Source organism: Pseudoalteromonas shioyasakiensis, from assembly GCF_019134595.1.
GTDB classification, from domain to species: Bacteria; Pseudomonadota; Gammaproteobacteria; order Enterobacterales; family Alteromonadaceae; genus Pseudoalteromonas; species Pseudoalteromonas shioyasakiensis_A.
Genome location: NZ_CP077770.1, coordinates 2,236,692 through 2,257,993, shown reverse-complemented (window position 1 = coordinate 2,257,993; position 21,302 = coordinate 2,236,692). Strand labels below are relative to the sequence as shown.

Here is a 21,302-nt window from a genome sequence, read left to right as displayed (position 1 = left end):
TTCGTTAGTCATGGCTTATTTAACATCACCTAGCACATGGTAACCGTCTTTTTTCAGGGCTGTAATAGCTTTGGCCATACTTTGCTTTTTCACCAATACATAATCTGTATCGTAGGTTGATAGGGCAAAAATCGAGATCGACGCTTTTGCTAGTACGCCAGAAATATTCGCCATAATACCAGTTAACGAAAAACCAAGTGGGCCAATTACTTCAAGTGCTTGCCAGTCGGTTTCTTGATCAAGACTGTCGAGTTGGAAACTACTAGGGCAGACAATAGACAGCTCATCAGCCGTTTTTGCAATAAAGAAAATAGCTTGTTGGAGTAAGGCAGGATCAATCGTCGCATCGACATCTAAACTATGAATGGTAAGTTCTTCACTATGAAGTTGTAACGTTTGTTTTGACATCTGCGATCCTATCTTTGAAGCCTTTGAATTTATAGTATAGGTAAACAAAGTTAAGATAAAGCGCAATAATTTTGATTGCTGAGGTTTTACTCAATATTGCTGTTGAGGTTGTCCACAGATTCTGTGGATAAATATGGGAATAGGTCAGTATAAAGAAGGTAATAGGCTAATTTATAAAGGTTTTATAAATTAGCCTAAATTTTGAAGGGTTAATTTTTTAAGCTTTCAACTTGCTTAGCTTGAATCGCTGTTAGGGCAATGGTGTAAACAATATCGTCTACTAATGCACCACGGCTCAAGTCATTTACCGGCTTGCGCATACCTTGCAGCATTGGGCCAATACTAATTAAATCGGCACTACGTTGTACGGCTTTATAAGTTGTATTACCGGTATTTAAATCTGGGAATACAAACACTGTTGCTTTACCTGCAACCGGGCTGTCTGGTGCTTTCTTAAGTGCTACGTTTTCCATAATTGCAGCATCATACTGAAGCGGGCCATCAATCACTAAATCAGGGCGCTTTTGCTGGGCAAGCTTAGTGGCTTCACGGACTTTTTCTACGTCAGCACCTGAACCCGAGGTACCCGTACTGTAGCTGATCATTGCAACACGCGGTTCAATACCAAACGCAGCCGCTGAATCCGCTGATTGAATCGCGATATCGGCCAGTTGCTCTGCTGTTGGATCAGGGTTGATAGCACAGTCACCGTATACCAGAACTTGATCAGGTAACAACATAAAGAAGACTGATGATACCAACGATGAACCCGGTGCTGTTTTAATTAACTGTAGTGGTGGGCGAATCGTATTCGCTGTAGTGTTAACAGCACCTGACACTAGGCCATCTACTTTACCTTGTTCAAGCATCATAGTACCGAGTACAACATTATCAAGTAATTGCTCTTGGGCAACCACTTCTGTTAAGCCTTTGTTTTTACGAATTTCGACCATAGGCGCAACGTAATCGTTGATCACATCACCTGGTTCAACAATGGTTACGTTATCGTTTAGCTCAACACCTTGTTGCTCAGCAATACGTAAAATTTCTTCTTTGTCACCAAGTAGGATTGTTTTTGCAATACCACGTTGACCACAAATTGCTGCGGCTTTAATCGTGCGCGGCTCATTACCTTCAGGTAAAACAACCGTTTTCTTCGCTTGACGGGCCTTATCTGTTAGTAAGAAGCGAAACGCTGGCGGAGACATTTTACGAGTACGACCAACACTTTGTGCAAGGCTGTCTAACCAGTCAGAGTCAATGTTACTCGCGTTGTGATCTTTTACTTTATCGATACGTTGGTCATCATCGCACGGTACTTCCATATTGAAGTTGTGCAGTAATAAAGACGTGCGCCACGTATCTTCTTGTGTTGCAAGAATCGGCAGGCCGGTATTCATAGCTTGTTCGCACAATTTCATGATGCGATCTTCAGGCTTAAAGCCACCGGTTAATAAGATAGCCCCAAGTTTTGTACCATTCATAGCCGATAAACAAGCGGCAACGAGTACATCAGAGCGATCGCCCGGAGTTACCAGTAATGCACCAGGGGTAAAGTGGCTTAAAATATTCGATACAGTACGAGCACAGAAAGTAACGCGACGTAAACGACGGTGAGCCATGTCGCCTTCGTTAATAACTTCAGCCTTTAGGTATTCACATAAATCACGCACACGTGGCGCTACTAGGTCGAAATCCCACGGGATTGAACCTAATAATTTAAATGGGTGCTTTCTGAAAATAGGTAGTGATGCTAAACGGTTTAATTCGTTTTCAAGTTGCTCAGGCTCATGGGCTTCAACTAGATCAGCACGGGCACGACCTTCGTCATCTAGAGGTGCATTAACTTTATTGAAAATACAACCTAGCACACGAGGGTGGTTAACACCGCCATAGTTGCCTGAGGCGATTTCTAAACGGTCTTCAATTTGGTCATTGCTATCGTTACTAGGTGTTAAAACAAAAACAATATCAGCACCCAGAGTTTGCGCGATTTCACGGTTTACACGGCCAGCGTAAGGCTGACGACGTGTTGGCACCATACCTTCGATAATAGCAATTTCGTCTTCTTTAATGGTGCTTTCAAAGCGCTCTACGATTTCTTCTAGTAAGTCGTCGCCTTTACCATCACCAATCATTTGCTCTGCATAGCTAAGCTCAAATGGTGTTGGTGGATTAATTGGTGAGCCATGGGTGACAATTTGCGTCGACTTTTCAGGACCTGTATCGCCAGAGCGCGGCTGAGCAATTGGTTTGAAAAAGTTAACTTTAAGCGCTTTTTGCTCAAGCGCACGCACTAAACCAACAGAAACAGATGTTAAACCAACCCCAGTCGAAATAGGGATCAACATAATTCTACGTGCCATTTACTTAACCCTCCTTTGCAATGCGGGCTGCATCGTTAGCAATAACCCATTCTTCGTTAGTCGGGATCACAAACGCTTTAGCATGCGCTTGGCCTTTTGAAATTAAGCCTTCTTTACCAAAACGTGCCGCTAGGTTAGCAGCTTCATCACACTCAAGGCCTAAAAAGCCTAATTGGGTGATTACTTTGTCACGAATAATATCTGAGTTCTCACCAATACCACCGGTGAAAATAAGTGCATCAAGGCGTTGTAAAGGCACCAAAAATGCGGCGATTTGTTTTGCTAAACGGTAGCAGAAAATATCGAGTGCAAGGTTCGCTTGCGGGTGGCCTTCAACAGCGGCTTCTTCAATAGTGCGACAATCATTTGACAATTCACTAATACCTAACAAGCCACTTTGCTTATTAAGTAAGTCATCAATTTCTTGCACTGAATAATTAAGTTGCTGAGTTAAAAACGTGAATAAACCCGGGTCGATGCTACCACTGCGGGTACCCATCACTAAGCCTTCAAGCGGTGTAAGGCCCATACTGGTATCAACACTCTTACCATCTTTAATCGCACACACCGAACAACCATTACCTAAATGCGCACTGATCACATTGGTTTGCTCGCGCTCTTTGCCTAATAATTTTGCAGCTTCACCAGCAACATAATAATGGCTTGTACCATGGAAACCGTAGCGTCTTACGCCGTGCTCTTTATAAAGCGAGTAAGGTAGGGCATATAAGTACGCAATATTTGGCATGCTTTGATGAAATGCCGTATCAAACACAGCAATTTGCGGCAGCGCTGAGAACGCTTGCTGTGCAGTGCGAATACCCAATAAATTGGCTGGGTTATGAAGTGGTGCTAGTGCGGCTGTTTTTTCGATAGCTGCAAGTACATCATCGTCGATAAGCACAGATTCAGTGAAATGCTCACCACCGTGCACAACACGATGACCCACGGCAATTAAATTATCTGCAAGGCCTAGCTCATTAACTAGCTTCACAAGCTCAGCAATTGCTGCATCGTGGGCTTGGCCCTTTGCAAGCTCAATAAGTTGTTTTTCACCATTATATTTATATTTGATTGAAGGCGTGTCTGAGCCAAGGCGCTCAGCTAAACCAGAAATAACTTCGTCAGAAGTGGCGGCATCTAAAATGGCAAATTTTAAACTTGAACTACCACAGTTCAGTACTAAAACATGTTGTGGTGAGCAAAGGGGCGTCGACATAGCTAGGTCCTAAAAGTACGATATCAGTCAGTGTATATTAAGGCTTGATAATTAGAATTCTTTGCCAGTATAGTAAATAAGTATTTTGTTGCTACACTTAACAAAGCTAGGCTGTAATTATACTAAAGTCTGGTTGACTTAAGCCGATAACATTTTATCTCATTTAGACTTTAAACGTTAGTCTCCTAACCATTAATTTGGTATTAAAACTAGGACAGGTTTTGCAGGGATTGTATCCGGGAGTGTGTTACACTCGGTTGTGAAACAAGTTGAAAACCCTAGGAGTGATGATGCAAAAAGGTGTCATGTCACAAGTGCAAACAGGTCGTCAGTACGCAAAAAAATGGCCGATGCGACAAGAGCTCGCTCCATTGTTTGCCGAATTTAGAGTGATCAAGGCCACTGATCTGGCAATTACAGTGATGCCAATATTGGCAATGCTGACCGTATTTATGCAAGTGAATTACTTAGGTAGTGATTATTTTCCACAAGCTATCACTATCGCGATATTCTTTTTATCACTACCGCTTCAAGGTTTGTTGTGGCTAGGCCGCCGTGCAGAAACCCGTTTAGAGCCAGCAATGCTAAGTTGGTATACCGAGCTGCACAGTAAAATGAAGGCGCATGGTTATCAGTCACAATTAACGACTGAAAAACCACGCTATACTGATTTAGCTCAATTATTAAAAGACATGTTCGAAAAAATGGACAAAGCCTTCACTAAAGAACACTTCTAATCGCGAATAAACTGGCTCACATAAAACGATAACGTTACTTTTTGTGGGCCTTGTTGCTCTATCTGTAGCCAATGCTCTGGTCGAAACTTCCACGCAAACGGCGTCATCATAATTAAATGTTTAATCTCATCGACAGACAACAGCACCTGTTGCTCTAATAAGTTTATCGACTCTTTGCTGAAGCCTGCTGGTGGTTCTATCTCTGTATGCGGTTTCACATCAGCATAAATAAACGCTTTTAACTCTTTAAGGTGCCAAGGACCAGGGCTTGCAACAAGTAAACTAGCTTGCGGTTTGGCAAGGCGAGCAAGTTCTTGTGCAAATAAAGGGGCAAACACACTAACAAGCACATCAGCCTGCGCATCTGCAAAAGGGGCTTGGCTAATCGACGCGACACTAAAATGCGCATTTTCGTAACGCTTAGCGGCGTATTTTACCGCGGGCTTAGAAATATCGACACCATATACATCGGCACTTGACTGCGCTGCAATTGCTTGAGTGTAAAAGCCTTCACCACAGCCTAAATCAATCACTGAACTTGGTTCGAGAGAGGCCACTAGCTCTGCTAAAGCTTGTTGTAAAAACAAATAGTGCCCGGTACTTAAAAAAGCGCGGCGAGCCTGCACCATTTCAAGGTTATCACCCGGTTGTTTAGACTTTTTATTTTGCACGGGAAGTAAATTGACATAACCCTCTTTGGCGATATCAAAACTGTGGTTGTTGTCACAACGGTATGTTTTATCGGTTAGAGTAAGTTCAAGCCCGCAAAGCGGGCAGTGATAGTGAAGACTCATGAGTCTAAATAGTCCTTATCATAAAAGGTTTTAACCCAATGAGGGCGATACGTGATCATCAAGGTAATGGCCATGCCATTGAGCATTGCTTCTGGAAACCAAATTATGGCACACAGGATCAGATAGTTTTCTGAAATCTCAATAAAGCTGTAATCACCTAGCAAGTAATAAAACACACCGCTGGTAAGTATTTTAATACAGGCGATAACAGCAGCAGTTAAAAACGCGCATACAAAGATATAAATAAAAAAGTGTCTTGGCAGATAGCTGTAGCAAAGCACAAAACACAAATAGCTCAATGTAATTGGTAAAAAAGCAGTAAACAATAAATGCACTGGCAGCATTGATACTGGCAACTGAGCGACTAATACCAAGAGTAAACTTGCAAGAAGGCTTGCAAAAATAGCCAGTCGCCAACCTAAAATCAGGGTCACAGCAGTGACCCCTAAAATATGCAATTCGAGGCCTGGCAATATCCCCGCTTTAATGCGCCACAGTACAGCAAGTACTAAAGCACATGCGAGCACACCCACTTGTCTTATCGGTGTTGCCAGCAAATGTGACAGGCTTTGTTTATCAAAGCTGAGCCAAACTATTATAGCCACACAGCTCCACAATGGGAGCTGCCATTGCAGTGTGTCTATCATGCGTTAAATGTTGACCAAATTGGCGCATGATCAGATGGTTTTTCGATACCACGCAATTCGTAATCGATACCAGACTCAACACAACGCTCAGCAAGAGCTGGGGTTGCTAAGATCACATCAATACGCAGACCGCGGTTGTCATCAAACCCTTTTGAGCGGTAATCAAACCACGAGTATTGCTCGGTTTTTTCTGGGTAAAGTTCACGGAAGGTATCTTTAAAGCCCCAGTTTAATAAAGTGCTTAACCATTCACGCTCTTCAGGCTGGAACGAACACTTACCAGTTTTTAACCAGCGCTTACGGTTTGGTTCACCAATACCAATGTCGAGATCGGTTGGTGAAATATTAATGTCGCCCATCACAATAACATCTTGCTCTGGCGTGTGGTTATCTTCTAAGTGAGTCATTAAATCTTTATAGAATTGACGCTTGTAAGGGAATTTGGTTTCGTGGGCAATATTATCGCCTTGCGGGAAATAGCCATTCATCACCGTTAGGTCACGACCATTTTCTTGTGTCACGGTAACACTGATCATACGACGCTGTGATTCGTCAGTATCGGTAGCAAAGCCTTTAACAACTGATTTTGGCTCTTGTTTACATAACATTGCCACGCCGTAATGCGCTTTTTGACCATGAAAATAAACGTGATAACCCATTTTTTGCACGTCTTCGAGAGGGAAGGCCTCATCATGTACTTTGATTTCTTGTAAGCCAATAATATCTGGTTGATGTTTATCAATTACGGCTTGCAATTGGTGTAAACGAGCGCGCAGGCCGTTAATGTTAAATGAGATTACCTTCATGGTGCACCTATTATTTTTGTTTCAGTGTTTAGCGCAATTCTATCATCAAACTAGGGCTTATTCATGAGCTAATTACGAAAATCAAATTGGGTAAATGTTGATCAATTGCTGCTTAATTTAAAAACATTGTTAACTCACTATTAATTATTAAATTAAATAAATAATTCAGTTGATCTACTGATTTTTGTTTATATAATGCGCGCAAACCATCCGTTCATATTATGTACTATTTAAAGGTAAACCATGAAAAAACAATTAGTGATGCTTTCTCTTGCATGTATCTCATTCAGCTCATTAGCAAGCAACCCGCACTACTTTTCAGCTGATAACCGTATTGAGTCAAAGTTATGTAGCTTAAGTGCGAACGAAGGGTTTACCGCTGCACGTAAAGAAGCAGCAAAGCATGGCATTTCAATGTCACGTTTTTCAAAAAGCATTTTATGTAACGGTACTGACATCCGTGAAATTGCTAAAAAAGCACAATCACAAGAAGCAGCTAAAGCAGCTGTTGAAGTGTTTGCTAAAAATGAGCAAAAAGAAACTCAACTTTGCATCACTGCACTTAAAAAAGGTTTAACACCTGTGCGTGAAAAAATTGGTAACTTAAATACGTTAAAATGTAACGGCGAAGCAGTAACAGACTTCGTTAAGCGTTACCAAAACGCAGCTATCTAATAGCGGCATTTTTGTTATTTGTAAAAAGCGCTCTTCGGAGCGCTTTTTTTATGAAAAAATTACAGCACTCCATGAAAAGCTTGCTAAATCATAGGCTTAACCTCAACTTAACCGAGCTGTAAGTGCTTGATTTTAGCCAATAAGGCATTTTGGCATTCAACTTGTAACAGTCGAAGTGAATCTAATCGACTACAAGGAAATGTCTTATGAACAAGTTAACTTTAGCATCAACAATTTTAGCAGCACTAAGTCTTTCAGCATGTTCTGCAAGTAACTCTTTAGCAAAAATCGATAGCGATTTTGGCAGCCTAGATAATGACAATGACGGTTATATCTCTAAAGTAGAAGCTGACGATGATGCAATTTGGGATCATTTTTCAAATATCGATACCAATATGGATGAGCAAATCAGCCGTACTGAATTTAATGCATACATGCAATTAAATACGGGCAAGGTAGCAACTGATAGTGAGGTATCTGAATCAGCATTTAAAGCTGAAATCGCTAAATTTGACCCAATCGAAAATGACTTTAAATCGTTAGATAACGACAAAAATGGTTATGTTTCTATTGAAGAAGCCGATGACGACGATATCGCAAATCACTTTGGCTATATGGATAGCAACAAAGATAAGCGTGTAAGCCGCACTGAGTTTGTTAATTACATTAGCAAATATGGCAGCGACGTTGCCGAAGATGATGCCCTTGAAATGGTTAAAAATAGCTAATTTCAATATCCATTCATAAATATCCCCCAAAGCCAGTGTTTTACACTGGCTTTTTTACAATAATTTTTCCAACCTTGGCCGACTTCTGTCATAATAGAGCGTTAGTGATTTAAAATGACCTTTAGTAGCGATGGCCACAAAACGTATCAGTGATGAACAGTTAGTCGAAATCATAGAAGCCGCGATTTTTGTTGCTGGAAAACCTGTGTCTAAACGTCATTTAAAAGAGACAGTATTAGCTGATTTAAGCGTATCTATGCCGCGCATTAATAATGCAATTGAACAAATTCAAACGCATTATCAAACCCGAGGCATTAAGCTTGTTGCAGTAGGCAGCGGTTACAGGTTTCAAGCCTGCGCTAGTTTAGCGCCCTGGCTGGCAAACTTATGGCAAGAGCGCGCACCTAAATACTCACGAGCACTACTAGAAACTTTATCCTTGATTGCCTATAGACAACCTATTACCCGTGGTGAAATTGAACAAGTACGGGGGGTTGCTGTTGGCTCAGGAATTATTAAAACCTTATTAGAAAGAGAGTGGGTTAGAGTTGTTGGCCATAAAGAGGTGCCTGGGCGCCCAGCGTTGTATGCCACAACATCCGCTTTCTTAGATTATTTTTCATTAGCTGGTTTAGATGAATTACCGCCGTTACCTGAACTTCAGGAGAGTAAAATCAACCAGTTATTGAGCGATCCTTCTGTGAGAGAACTATCTGAATGAGTAATGTAGAAACTGAAAAGTTACAAAAAGTATTAGCCCGTGCTGGCGTGGGTTCACGTCGTGAAATGGAAAAATACATCGATGCCAACCGTGTGAGCGTGAATGGTAAAGTGGCACGTTTAGGTGACCGTGTTGAAGCAACCGATATAATTCGAGTTGACGGTCACGTGGTAAAAATTGAAGACAAAGACGACCGTATTTGTCGTGTGCTTATGTATAACAAACCAGAAGGCGAGTTATGTACACGTAAAGACCCTGAAGGCCGTCGTACGGTATTTGACCGTTTACCACGTGTCGATGGTGAACGCTGGATTGCAGTTGGCCGACTAGATATTAATACCGCTGGTTTAATGCTGTTTACTAACGATGGTGAACTTGCTAACCGTTTAATGCACCCAAGCTACGAAGTAGAGCGTGAGTACTCAGCTCGTGTGTTTGGTGAAGTGACTAACGAAACGCTACGCACTTTAACTAAAGGTGTTGAGCTTGAAGATGGCCCTGCAAAATTCTTGAACATCAAACCTATGGGTGGTGAAGGTATCAACCGTTGGTTCAATGTGACTTTAACAGAAGGCCGTAACCGCGAAGTACGTCGTTTATGGCAATCACAAGATGTTGAAGTATCGCGTCTTATCCGTATTCGTTACGGTAAATTAGAGCTTGATAAGCGCTTGCCACAAGGTGGTTGGGCTGAACTTGATTTAGACACGGTTAACTATTTACGTAAAACAGTACAACTAGGGCGCGAAACGCAAACTAAGCTGTCGGTTATTCCTGAAAAGCGTAAAGACAAACGTGCCAAAATTAACCAAATCCGTAAGGCGGTTAAAAAGCACAATCAACGCGCTAAACAAACTAAGCGTCGTTAAAAACTATTTTCAAACTTGTTTGCAAGTAGAGCACTTCACTTGCAAACAGGCATAAAAAAAGCAGCGATATCGCTGCTTTTTTTGTTTCACAATGCTAATTAAGCATTTTCAACTGCTGTACGTGGGTCAACATATTCCATGTTGAAAGCTTCAGCTACTTCTTTATAAGTTACTTTACCTTTGATCACGTTCAAGCCTTTTAAGAAGTTTGCATCGTCAAGAAGCGCTTTCTTGTAGCCTTTGTTAGCAAGGTTGATGATGAACGGTAATGTTGCGTTGTTAAGTGCGAACGTAGAAGTACGTGGAACAGCACCTGGCATGTTAGCAACACAATAGTGAACAACGTCATCAACGATGTAAGTAGGATCAGCGTGAGTTGTCGCTTTAGAAGTTGCGATACAACCACCTTGGTCGATTGCAACGTCAACGATTGCAGAACCAGGCTTCATTGCTTTGATGTGCTCAGCTGTAACTAGTTTAGGCGCCGCTGCACCTGGGATTAGTACGCCACCGATCACAAGGTCAGCTTCTAGTACGTGTTTTTCTAATGCGTCAGCAGTAGAGTAGATAGCTTTAACTTTATTACCGAACTGTGCGTCTAATGCACGTAGTACGTCGATGTTACGGTCAAGAACAACAACATCAGCACCTAGGCCAACAGCCATTTGCGCTGCGCTACGACCAACCATGCCGCCGCCGATAACAACAACTTTAGCTGGCTCAACACCTGGTACACCACCAAGTAACATACCACGGCCGTGGTTTGATTTTTCAAGCGCTTGTGCACCAGCTTGGATAGACATACGACCTGCAACTTCACTCATAGGAGCAAGAAGAGGTAAACCGCCACGTGAATCAGTTACTGTTTCGTAAGCGATACACACTGCGCCACTTTTAACTAGGTCTTCAGTTTGTGGAAGATCCGGTGCTAAGTGAAGGTAAGTAAATAGGATTTGGTCTTCGCGTAACATTGCACGCTCAACAGCTTGTGGCTCTTTTACTTTAACGATCATTTCAGCTTTAGCAAAAACGTCTGCTGCTGTTGGTAAAATTTCAGCACCAGCTGCAACATAATCTTCGTTAGTGAAGCCAATGCCCATACCAGCATCAGTTTCAACAAACACTTGGTGGCCATGGTTTACTAGTTCACGAACACTCGCAGGAACCATACCTACACGGTATTCATGGTTTTTGATTTCTTTAGGTACACCAATAATCATAGTTTTTCGCCTTAATAGAACGGGATAAAATTTTTGACTATTATATTCATGACCAGCCAGTGTGTCTCACCTTTTTTAAGTGGTAATCTAGTGATATAATCTAAAAATATATTTTAAACAGTGCAAAACTCTGGTTTGGCTTATGCATCAATTACTCGACAGAATAGACCGTAAAATTTTAATGGAATTACAGCTCGATGGTCGGATCTCTAACGTAGAGCTGGCAAGGCGTGTAGGGCTAAGTGCCACCCCTTGTTTGGAGCGGGTAAAAAAGCTCGAAAGAGAGGGTTATATACTCGGATATAAAGCAGTAGTGGATCCTGCTAAACTTGGCCAAGGTTTGTCGGTTTATGTAGAAGTAACCATCACCAAAACCTCACCAGATGTTTTTGAAGAGTTCAACGCTGCGGTTAAAAAGCACGACGAAATAATTGAATGCCATCTAGTGTCGGGTAATTTCGATTTTCTATTAAAAACACGTGTAAATGATATGTCGGAATATCGAAATGTACTGGGTGATATTCTACTAAAACTACCAAATGTCAGTGAAAGCCGAACTTATGTGGTAATGGAAGAAGTAAAAGGTGAAGAAGGGGTCATTATTCGCCCATATATTGCCTAAACTGTTAAAATACATATTGAGTAACAAAAACTTGTTCATTATCAGTCCATCAAGGCTAAGATAAAGTGCATCAAACGGCATTTCCTGCTAAGGTATTTCACTGCTAATCGATCAGTAAAGAATAATAAGGAATAGGGAGCTATGCGCCTAAATGGTGTTCAAAGACTGTTAGAAACGGGGCTAATCATCAGCACCTTTGCTGCAGTATTTATTTTATGTGCATTAATCAGTTTTGATCCTGCGGACCCTTCATGGTCGCAAACCGGTGAATTTGTTAATGTTAAGAATATTACCGGCACAGCGGGAGCTTGGGTTGCAGATATCCTATTACTCACTTTTGGCTGGCTTGCTTATTTAGTGCCTGTTGCTATTCAATTGTTCGGTTATTTATTGTTTAAACAGCCACACCGTATTTTCCAGCTTGATTACACCACGCTTGCCTTACGTGTTATTGGTTTTGCGCTGTTTATTACTTCAGCAACGGCCATCAGCAGCATTAATTTTGATGATATTTATAACTTTTCATCTGGTGGGGTAGTGGGGGATGTTATTGCTACAGCAATGATGCCAACCTTTAATTTTACCGGCACCTCAATTTTATTACTGTGTTTTTTCTTTGCTGGTTTAACCCTATTAACCGGTATTTCGTGGGTGCAATTTGTCGATTTTGTCGGCAAGTGGGTAATGAAAGCATTTTACTTTTTACGTGAGCAATTTTCTGCGTGGCTGCATCGTGAAAAAGAAGCCGTTAAAGATATTGCCACTACAGAGCCAGACGCTAACTTTGTAGAGCCAGAAAACGAGCCAGCTATTAGCTTTAATGATGCTGATGAAGAAGAGCCAAAGCCAGCTAAAGCACAGCAAAAGCCTGCTGAAAAAGCCGATGATGACTTTAAAGGCTTTGATGAGCTTGATGATATTCTTGACCAAGAAATTGGTTTTAGTGCCCTTGATGATGAATCATTCGATACCGTATCGGCACTGAATGCGCTTGATCAGAGCCCAGTTGTTGAGCCCGAAAAACCTGTCACAACGGTTGTTTCGCCTGCGCGCCCTATGCCTAAACCAAAACCTGCATATGAGCCACCACCAACGGCAAAAGAAAAGTTTGAAGCACTGCTTGAAGAGCAGCCGCCTACAAACCCGTTACCATCACTTGATTTATTAGACCGCCCAGATAAAGCGAAAAACCCATTATCTCAAGAAGAGCTTGATGGTATTTCGCGTCTAGTTGAAACCAAATTACTTGATTTTAACATTCAAGCTGCGGTTGTGGGTGTTTACCCAGGTCCGGTTGTAACGCGCTTTGAGCTTGATTTAGCGCCGGGTATTAAAGTAGCTAAAATCACTGGCCTAGCGAAAGATTTAGCGCGTTCACTGTCTGCTGTAAGCGTGCGTGTAGTAGAAGTTATTCCGGGTAAAACCTATGTTGGTTTAGAGCTGCCTAACAAACACCGTGAAATTGTGCGTTTAAGCGAAGTTATTAACGCGCCTAAGTTTGAATCAAACCCATCACCACTGACTATGGTGTTAGGTAAAGACATTGCTGGGGAGCCGGTGTGTGCTGACCTTGGCAAAATGCCACATTTACTTGTTGCGGGTACCACAGGTTCAGGTAAGTCAGTGGGCGTTAATGTAATGATATTAAGCTTACTATACAAATCGGGCCCTGATGATGTTCGTATGATCATGATCGACCCGAAAATGCTTGAACTTTCTGTGTACGAAGGAATCCCACATTTATTATGTGAAGTTGTTACCGACATGAAAGAAGCAGCCAATGCATTGCGTTGGTGTGTAGGCGAAATGGAACGTCGTTATAAGCTTATGTCGGCACTTGGTGTGCGTAATTTAAAAGGTTACAACCAAAAAGTGTTGGATGCCAAAGAAGCGGGTCAACCGATTCTAGATCCACTGTTTAAAGACACCGACGGTATGGCCGATGGCCCTGAAGAGCTAGATAAACTACCAAGTATTGTGGTGGTCATTGACGAATTTGCCGACATGATGATGATCGTGGGTAAAAAAGTGGAAGAGTTGATTGCACGTATCGCGCAAAAAGCCCGTGCTGCGGGTATTCACTTAGTGTTAGCAACACAACGCCCATCGGTTGACGTAATTACAGGTTTGATAAAAGCGAATATTCCAACCCGTATGGCGTTCCAAGTTTCAAGTAAAATTGACTCGCGTACCATTTTAGATCAGCAAGGCGCTGAAAACTTACTTGGTATGGGTGACATGCTTTACTTACCGCCAGGTACCAGTGTACCAGTGCGTGTGCATGGCGCGTTTGTAGACGACCACGAAGTTCATGCGGTCGTAGATGATTGGAAAAAACGTGGCAAACCAAATTATATTGATGAAATTTTAAATGGCGATGCCACAGAAGAAATTTTATTACCAGGAGAAACCAGTGAAGACGGTGATGAAGAGTCAGATCCGCTTTACGATGAAGCAGTATCATTTGTAATTGAAACCGGCAAAGTGTCGGTATCGAGTGTACAGCGTAAGCTTCGTGTAGGTTATAACCGCGCAGCTCGCTTAGTTGAACAAATGGAAACATCAGGCATTGTTAGCGCACCAGGACACAACGGTGCCCGCGAAGTCTTAGTGCCAAATGGTGGAGCAAATTAATGAAAAAAATTAAATACCTAGCCCTAATTATGGGTTGTTTATTAAGCGGTCAAAGTTTTGCAGACGATAGCGAAGCGTTGCAACAACAACTGGCTGCGATTAAAAGTTTTAAAGCAGAGTTTTCACAGCAGGTTACCGATTCGCAAGGCGAAGCTATCATGCAAGGTGAGGGGAATATTGCCCTGCAGCAACCTATGATGATCCGCTGGCAGCAACAAAGCCCAGACGATACCTTGTTTGTGTCAAATGGCGACAAAACTTATTACTTCGACAGCTTTGCTGAGCAAGTAACGATTATGAATACCCACAGCCTGATTGATTCAACTCCGTTTGTATTGTTGACCTCAAAAGATCCAGAGCAATGGGCTAAATACCAAGTTGTGGCAACCGATGCAGGTTTTAGCGTCACACCAAACAAAGGCGTTGAGAGCCAAGTTGAGCAACTAGACATTAGCTTTAATGCTAAAGAGCAAGGCCTAGCATCACTGACAGTACTAGATACCTCTGGTCAGCAATCTTTATTTACTTTTAAAGAGGCTAAAGTAAACGAAGCACTTGCAACTCAAACCTTTGAATTTACTATTCCTGAAGGTGTTGAAGTTGACGACCAAAGCCAAGGTGATTAAGGCTTGAGTAATCTCGGATTTAATTTTGGCCCTGATGTGCGCCCACTTGCGGCGCGCATGCGACCCGAAACACTCAATGACTATATAGGTCAGCAGCACCTTTTAAGCCCCGATAAACCTCTTTACCAAGCGATTCTTGCAGGACGATGTCACAGCCTCATTTTGTGGGGGCCGCCAGGCGTTGGTAAAACCACGTTAGCGCAGATTATTGCAAACCATGCCGATGCCAGCCTTATTCAAATGTCGGCAGTCACAGCAGGTGTAAAAGATATTCGTGAGGCAGTAAGCGAAGCAAAAGCAAATCTTGCAGGGCGAGGGCAACGCACCTTATTGTTTGTTGACGAAGTACACCGTTTTAATAAATCTCAGCAAGATGCATTTTTGCCACATATTGAAGATGGTACGTTTATTTTTGTTGGCGCGACCACCGAAAACCCATCATTTGCACTTAATAACGCGATACTGTCTCGTGCCCGTGTATATGTATTAAAAGCACTTGAGCAAGCCGATTTATTTAATGTAATTGAGCGCGCCTTACGCCAAGACGTAGAGCTCAGCCAAAAACACATTGAAATTGCCGAAAACGCTAAACAAGCGCTTTGCCAAGCAAGTGACGGCGATGCACGTAAAGTACTTAACCTGTTAGAACAAGCGGTTGACTTAACCACTGAGCAGCAGGGCAAATACCTAGTTGATCAACATGTTTTAAGCCAAGTACTGCCAACTCATTTAGCCAAGTACGACAAAGGCGGTGATGAGTTCTACGACTTGATTTCAGCGTTTCATAAGTCAGTGCGAGGTAGTTCACCTGATGGCGCTTTATATTGGTACTGCCGTATTTTAGCAGGGGGCGGCGACCCACTTTATGTTGCAAGGCGCTTATTAGCGATTGCTACAGAAGATATTGGCAATGCCGACCCGCGAGCGATGGAAGTCGCACTCAATGCGTGGGATATTTTTCAACGTGTTGGCCCAAGTGAAGGTGAGCGTGCTATTGCACAAGCCACCATATACTTAGCCAGTGCCCCGAAAAGTAACGCTGTGTATATGGCATTTAATCAAGCTATGCAAGATGCTAAAAATGAGCCGAGTCATCCGGTGCCAGAGCATCTACGAAATGCACCAACTAGCTTAATGAAAGACTTAGGTTATGGCGCCGAATATCGGTATGCTCACAATGAAGAAGGTGCATTTGCTGCAGGTGAAAAGTATTTCCCTGAGGCTATTAATGATCGCCAGTATTACTTCCCAACCGACCGCGGGCTTGAACAAAAAATAAAACAAAAGCTGGACTATTTAACTCAGCGCAACGAGCAAAGTGATATTAAACGTTATGAATAGTTTGAAACTTTACATGATGATTGCAATGGGTGGCGCTTCAGGGGCATGTTTACGCTATTTTCTTAGCGAAACCATGCTAAAACTGCTCGGTAGGGGATTCCCTTTTGGCACATTGACAGTTAATATTCTTGGTTCATTGTTAATGGGCATTTTATACGGCTTGATTGAAAAAGAAATAATCGCTGTTAGCCCCGCTAAAACCTTAATTGGTATTGGCTTTTTAGGTGCATTGACCACCTTTTCAACATTCTCAATGGATTCGTTGTTGCTCTTGCAACAAGGTCACTTTTTTAAAATGGCCCTCAATATCACCTTAAACGTGGTGGTGTGTATATTTATGGCTTGGCTGGGCCTTCAGCTGGTAATGCAAAAAGGTTAAAAATCGAACATGTTAGATTCTAAATATTTACGTCAAGATATCGAACAAGCGGCTGCACGTTTAGCATCACGCGGTTACGAACTTGATACTGCAGCGGTAACTGCACTTGAAGAAAAACGCAAAACATTACAAGTAAAAACGCAAGAACTTCAAAGCGAGCGTAATGCAAGTTCCAAAGCTATCGGCCAAGCAAAAGCGAAAGGCGAGCACGAAAAAGCACAGCAGCTGCTTGATTCAGTAAGTAATCTTGGCGATCAACTAGACAGCGTTAAAGCAGAGCAAGACGCAGTACTTGAAGAGCTTAAGCAAATTGCACTTGCTATTCCAAACCTACCTGATGAATCAGTACCTGTAGGTGAAGACGAAGATCAAAACGTTGAAATTTCAACCTGGGGTACGCCTAAGTCATACGACTTTGAAGTAAAAGATCACGTTGATGTTGGTCAAGACGTAAACGGCCTAGACTTTGAAATGGGCGTTAAAATCAGTGGTGCGCGCTTTACTGTTATGCGCGGTCAAGTTGCACGTATGCACCGTGCTCTTACACAGTTCATGCTTGATACGCACACAGACAAAAACGGCTACACAGAAATGTATGTGCCTTACTTAGTTAATAGCGCAAGCTTATACGGCACAAGCCAATTACCTAAGTTTGCTGGTGACTTATTCCACACATTAGGTTTAGTGGATGATGACGGTCAGCAACAACCTGGTTTTAGCTTAATTCCTACTGCTGAAGTACCACTTACAAACAGTGCTCGTGACGAAATTTACGACGAAAGCGACTTACCAATTCGTTTAACAGCGCATACGCCTTGTTTCCGTAGTGAAGCGGGTAGCTATGGCCGTGATACACGTGGTCTTATTCGTCAGCACCAATTCGACAAAGTTGAATTAGTACAACTAGTAAAACCAGAAGATTCAATGCAAGCGCTAGAAGAGCTAACAGGTCATGCTGAGCAAATCTTACAAGCATTAGAGCTTCCTTACCGTAAAGTGATTTTATGTACGGGTGATATGGGCTTTGGCGCAGCTAAAACTTACGATTTAGAAGTATGGTTACCTGCTCAAAACACCTATCGTGAAATCTCATCATGTTCAAACATGGTTGATTTCCAAGCGCGTCGTATGCAAGCGCGTTTCCGTCGTCAAGGCGAGAAAAAGCCAGAGCTACTTCATACACTAAATGGTTCAGGTTTAGCAGTTGGTCGTACACTGGTAGCAATTTTAGAGAACTACCAACAAGCAGACGGCTCAATTGTTGTACCAGAAGTATTACGCCCTTACATGGGTGGCTTAGAAGTTATTAAATAAATCTTAATGATATTGAGTTTAAAGGCCGCATCGGGAAACCCTGCGGCCTTTTTATTGCCTAAAATCTATTAAAAACAAAAGTGGATCTAAACTCTAGCAATCAACGTATTCAAAGCATTAAGTTAATAGTGTGAAGTAATATGAGTAATAAACAAAAACCTGTTCCAACATCACGGTTTTCGAGGGCGGCTCGGCTTGGCTCTTTAGCTGGTAAAGTCGCGGGTAATATGCTGTTTGAAGGAACAAAAGCATGGGCAACAGGCAAGCAAACATCACGACAAGAGTTATTGTTACAGCCAAAAAATATTCAGCGCTTTGCTGAGCAGCTTGCAAATCTGCGTGGCGCAGCAATGAAATTGGGGCAGCTTTTATCCATGGATAGTGGTGAATTACTCACTCCAGAGCTATCTGCAATTTTAGCAAGGCTGCGTTCAGAAGCGACACCTATGCCGCAAAAGCAGCTAGTTAAAGTAATGCGAGAGCATTGGGGTGATGCGTGGTTAGAGCAATTATCGCATTTTGAACTTAGACCATTTGCTGCGGCATCAATAGGGCAAGTGCATATTGCTTACCGCGAATCGGGCGAAAAGTTAGCAGTTAAAGTGCAATACCCAGGTATTGCAAAAGGCATTGCCAGTGATGTTGATAATCTCGCTTATCTACTAAGGCTCAGTGGTTTGCTACCCAAAGAGGTAGAAATACAGCCTCTTATCGATGAAGCAAAACAGCAGCTTATAAACGAAGCTGACTACGAATTAGAAGCTAATTATTTAAAACGCTACAGCGAGTGTTTAAAGGGGGATGACAATTACCTGACTCCCAATGTGGTAGATTCGCTTAGTTCTTCTCAAGTTTTAGTAATGAGTTTTGTTGAAGGACAAGAGCTAGATGAACTAGTAAACACACATCAAGCGCTACGTAATAAAGCGGTTGAACAGTTACTCAGCCTATTTTTACGTGAATTATTTAGCTTTAAACTAGTTCAAACAGATCCAAACTTTGCCAATTATCAATATCAAATCGACAATCAACGCTTAGTACTTTTAGACTTTGGCGCCACCCGCGAACTACCTCAGCATATTAGTGATGGCTACTTACAGTTATTATCTGGTGCGATTAATAATGATAGGGCAGATGTTGCAACAGCTGCACAGCAAATTGGCTATTTTCAACAAGGGCTTGCTCAAGAATATATAGATAATGTCGTCGATATATTTCTACTCGCCTGCGAGCCACTGCGCCACCAAGGTGAGTATGACTTTGCGAATAGCGACTTACCAAAACGCATTAAAGAACTCGGCCTAAAAATGAGCACAGCCTCAGAGCATTGGCACGCACCACCCGTAGATGCCCTGTTCGTACACAGAAAACTAGCAGGCCTGTTTTTAATCGCTGCAAAGCTAGGCGCAAAAGTGAATGTGAACAGTATTTTTAAGGAGTTTGAAGTACAGAGTGATAAATAATTGAGCGGGGTTTTGGGGAGCTCAATTCAAGCCTTTAAGGAGTTAACGTAATTGCTCTATTTGACGATTGAAACATTGTGAAACTAGGCAATTGCCGTCTATCAATATGGGGCAAGTTTTAAACTTATTTGATTTGATATTGTTGCTAAATTTTCAGAGTGCTCAGCAATTAAATTTTTGAACTCAGGTCATTTGCTGCGGCATCAATAGGACAAGTGCATATTGCTTTAATAAGCTGATACTTTGTTCAAGAAACTATGGAGAAAGTAATAACTGTATCTTGATAAAGAATAGATGGACTTCCCAGAGTTTGCAGACACCCAATGAGTTACATTGTAACTTCTCATTTTCCATTATATTTACTCTATGTAATTTTAATTACAAATAAGAAGCGGCAGACAATGCAAATTTTGCATAAGTAGCTCGTATTTATTTTCGAAGACAAACTTTTTGGAGATGAATATGACTAACTCACACGTTGTGGAACTATTTCAGAAGCGTCCTGCAGTTGCTAATGATGAAGAATATATTGCTTTATATGAACAAAATGATAGCTACATATATTGCGTAAGAAACTATGTAGCCCATCTAGAGTCTAAAACTTTAATCAAACACCTTTGAATGTGCAAAAACGGCCTCACAATCTGCGTAGTGAGTTATAAAGTCACTTTCATCAAAATCAAAATCATAAAAGCAAGATGTAGTTATTGGTTTTTCATTCTCGAGTAAAATTTCAAATTCGGCCTGTAGTACTTCAGAAGCGCGTATAGGCTTATCAAAGTACACGTAACATTTCGAATTACCACCTAATGAATGAGTTTTCCCATCAATATTTATTTTATTACCCTCAATTACAATTTCATTGGGTGTAATAACTAGGTAAGAGAAATAGTAGACTGCACATAAGTAAAAAATTGGAGATACAAACAGCGCGGCTTTTATCTTTATGGATTCCGTATCATGAAAGTAATATGTAGATACCAAAGATACCAATGAGAAAAGAAGTGTTATGACAAACATTGGTGTAAGCCAGTTTTTTTTAAATTTGAAGTTCAATATTGATTACCATTTTAAAGCTTAAGTTGACTCAACTGCATTGAACCAATTAGAGAGAGTAATTTTAAGGTTCTCGCCTATTTCCGCAAGCACCATTAAGCTTTTTATTTTCCATAAAGTTTGTTTTTTCTCAGCCGATCAAAAAATAATAAATCAGCAGACAATACAAATTTTGCATAAGTAGCTCGTATTTATTTTCGAAGACAAACTTTTTGGAGATGAATATGACTAACTCAAACGTTGTGGAACTATTTCAGAAGCGTCCTGCAGTTGCTAATGATGAAGAATGTATTGCTTTATATGAGCAAAATAATGATTACATTTATTACGTAAGAAATTATGTAGCTCAGCAAGAGTTTATAGTTGTTAGCGACTCTTTTATACAAGCACTACCTGAGGAGATGCGCCCAGCTACGAACGTGTTTTTCAGTTGTAATTTCTGCTTATTGAAACAGTTCAAGCAATTGGTGCAATCGCATATTCTCAACACTGGACAATTTCTTTATTTTTATCATTTGTTTGATAAATCAGTTAACGCGTTTTTTGACTCGTTATGAATTAAAGCCAGCTCTGCTGGCTTTTTTAAATGAATAAGAGTGCTCTAAAAGCTCAGTTTGGGTTTTAAGTTTTCATTAGAAAAAGTTATTTCATTTACGTGCTAGAAAAGGGGGGGGGTT

The 21,302-nt window shown here is 41.5% G+C and carries 20 protein-coding genes; 13 read left to right on the top strand and 7 right to left on the bottom strand.

Features of this window, described 5'->3' with window-relative positions:
• Positions 1–15 precede the first annotated feature (15 nt).
• The 3 genes from KQP93_RS10560 to KQP93_RS10550 form a co-directional block, all read right to left on the bottom strand.
• Positions 16–408, bottom strand: a complete 393-nt coding sequence (locus KQP93_RS10560; protein ID WP_054552960.1) for an ACT domain-containing protein — start codon at positions 406–408, stop codon at positions 16–18.
• Positions 409–617: 209 nt separating this feature from the next.
• The gene (gene pta / locus KQP93_RS10555; RefSeq protein ID WP_217874335.1) at positions 618–2,774 is read right to left on the bottom strand and encodes a phosphate acetyltransferase; all 2,157 of its coding nucleotides are present in this window, start codon (positions 2,772–2,774) and stop codon (positions 618–620) included.
• Positions 2,775–2,778: 4 nt separating this feature from the next.
• The gene (locus KQP93_RS10550; protein ID WP_217874334.1) at positions 2,779–3,993 is read right to left on the bottom strand and encodes an acetate kinase; all 1,215 of its coding nucleotides are present in this window, start codon (positions 3,991–3,993) and stop codon (positions 2,779–2,781) included.
• Positions 3,994–4,283: 290 nt separating this feature from the next.
• On the opposite strand from KQP93_RS10550, the gene yfbV reads away from it, so the two are divergent.
• Complete coding sequence (yfbV, locus tag KQP93_RS10545; RefSeq protein WP_055021121.1) at positions 4,284–4,730, top strand: terminus macrodomain insulation protein YfbV; 447 nt, start codon at positions 4,284–4,286, stop codon at positions 4,728–4,730.
• On the opposite strand, the gene KQP93_RS10540 is transcribed toward yfbV, so the two are convergent.
• The 3 genes from KQP93_RS10540 to xthA are packed head-to-tail and all read right to left on the bottom strand — an operon-like array spanning position 4,727 to position 6,977.
• Positions 4,727–5,524, bottom strand: coding sequence for a putative RNA methyltransferase (locus KQP93_RS10540; RefSeq protein ID WP_217874333.1), 798 nt, complete (start codon positions 5,522–5,524; stop codon positions 4,727–4,729). The genes yfbV and KQP93_RS10540 overlap by 4 nt on opposite strands.
• Positions 5,521–6,171 (bottom strand): energy-coupling factor ABC transporter permease, encoded by a 651-nt coding sequence (locus tag KQP93_RS10535; RefSeq protein WP_217874332.1) that lies wholly within the window; start codon positions 6,169–6,171, stop codon positions 5,521–5,523. The genes KQP93_RS10540 and KQP93_RS10535 overlap by 4 nt, the downstream gene beginning before the upstream one ends.
• A complete protein-coding gene (xthA, locus tag KQP93_RS10530) occupies positions 6,168–6,977 on the bottom strand; it encodes an exodeoxyribonuclease III (RefSeq protein WP_054552965.1) in 810 nt (269 codons plus the stop codon). Before xthA ends, KQP93_RS10535 begins: the two co-directional genes overlap by 4 nt.
• 243 nt (positions 6,978–7,220) lie before the next feature.
• Here xthA and KQP93_RS10525 point away from each other — a divergent pair, with 243 nt between their 5' ends.
• The 4 genes from KQP93_RS10525 (at position 7,221) to rluB (ending at position 9,970) form a co-directional block, all read left to right on the top strand.
• Positions 7,221–7,652 carry an exonuclease III gene (locus tag KQP93_RS10525; RefSeq protein WP_217874331.1) on the top strand — a complete coding sequence of 144 codons (432 nt, stop codon included), beginning with the start codon at positions 7,221–7,223 and terminating at the stop codon, positions 7,650–7,652.
• A 206-nt stretch (positions 7,653–7,858) separates the two neighbouring features.
• A complete protein-coding gene (locus tag KQP93_RS10520; protein WP_054561272.1) occupies positions 7,859–8,380 on the top strand; it encodes an EF-hand domain-containing protein in 522 nt (173 codons plus the stop codon).
• A gap of 130 nt (positions 8,381–8,510) precedes the next feature.
• Positions 8,511–9,101, top strand: coding sequence for an SMC-Scp complex subunit ScpB (scpB, locus tag KQP93_RS10515; RefSeq protein WP_054552968.1), 591 nt, complete (start codon positions 8,511–8,513; stop codon positions 9,099–9,101).
• Entirely contained in the window at positions 9,098–9,970 is an 873-nt protein-coding gene (gene rluB / locus KQP93_RS10510; protein WP_217874330.1) for a 23S rRNA pseudouridine(2605) synthase RluB, read from the top strand. The genes scpB and rluB overlap by 4 nt, the downstream gene beginning before the upstream one ends.
• Positions 9,971–10,068: 98 nt before the next feature.
• On the opposite strand, the gene ald is transcribed toward rluB, so the two are convergent.
• Positions 10,069–11,190 carry an alanine dehydrogenase gene (gene ald / locus KQP93_RS10505; RefSeq protein ID WP_054561274.1) on the bottom strand — a complete coding sequence of 374 codons (1,122 nt, stop codon included), beginning with the start codon at positions 11,188–11,190 and terminating at the stop codon, positions 10,069–10,071.
• 142 nt (positions 11,191–11,332) lie between these two features.
• Between ald and lrp the strand changes: the two genes are divergently transcribed.
• From lrp to KQP93_RS10465, 8 genes are all read left to right on the top strand, one after another.
• Positions 11,333–11,812, top strand: a complete 480-nt coding sequence (lrp, locus tag KQP93_RS10500) for a leucine-responsive transcriptional regulator Lrp (RefSeq protein WP_054552971.1) — start codon at positions 11,333–11,335, stop codon at positions 11,810–11,812.
• A gap of 141 nt (positions 11,813–11,953) precedes the next feature.
• A complete protein-coding gene (locus KQP93_RS10495; RefSeq protein WP_217874329.1) occupies positions 11,954–14,446 on the top strand; it encodes a DNA translocase FtsK in 2,493 nt (830 codons plus the stop codon).
• Positions 14,446–15,072, top strand: coding sequence for an outer membrane lipoprotein chaperone LolA (lolA, locus tag KQP93_RS10490; RefSeq protein ID WP_217874328.1), 627 nt, complete (start codon positions 14,446–14,448; stop codon positions 15,070–15,072). Before KQP93_RS10495 ends, lolA begins: the two co-directional genes overlap by 1 nt.
• A 3-nt stretch (positions 15,073–15,075) precedes the next feature.
• On the top strand, positions 15,076–16,413 hold the full coding sequence (locus KQP93_RS10485; protein ID WP_217874327.1) for a replication-associated recombination protein A: 1,338 nt from the start codon (positions 15,076–15,078) through the stop codon (positions 16,411–16,413).
• Complete coding sequence (gene crcB, locus KQP93_RS10480; RefSeq protein ID WP_082389253.1) at positions 16,406–16,792, top strand: fluoride efflux transporter CrcB; 387 nt, start codon at positions 16,406–16,408, stop codon at positions 16,790–16,792. The genes KQP93_RS10485 and crcB overlap by 8 nt, the downstream gene beginning before the upstream one ends.
• A 9-nt stretch (positions 16,793–16,801) precedes the next feature.
• Complete coding sequence (serS, locus tag KQP93_RS10475) at positions 16,802–18,106, top strand: serine--tRNA ligase (protein WP_166340717.1); 1,305 nt, start codon at positions 16,802–16,804, stop codon at positions 18,104–18,106.
• Positions 18,107–18,246: 140 nt separating this feature from the next.
• Positions 18,247–19,569: an ABC1 kinase family protein gene (locus KQP93_RS10470; protein ID WP_217874326.1), complete on the top strand. Its 1,323-nt coding sequence runs from the start codon at positions 18,247–18,249 to the stop codon at positions 19,567–19,569.
• Positions 19,570–20,849: 1,280 nt separating this feature from the next.
• On the top strand, positions 20,850–21,182 hold the full coding sequence (locus KQP93_RS10465) for a hypothetical protein (protein WP_217874325.1): 333 nt from the start codon (positions 20,850–20,852) through the stop codon (positions 21,180–21,182).
• Positions 21,183–21,302: the final 120 nt, after the last annotated feature.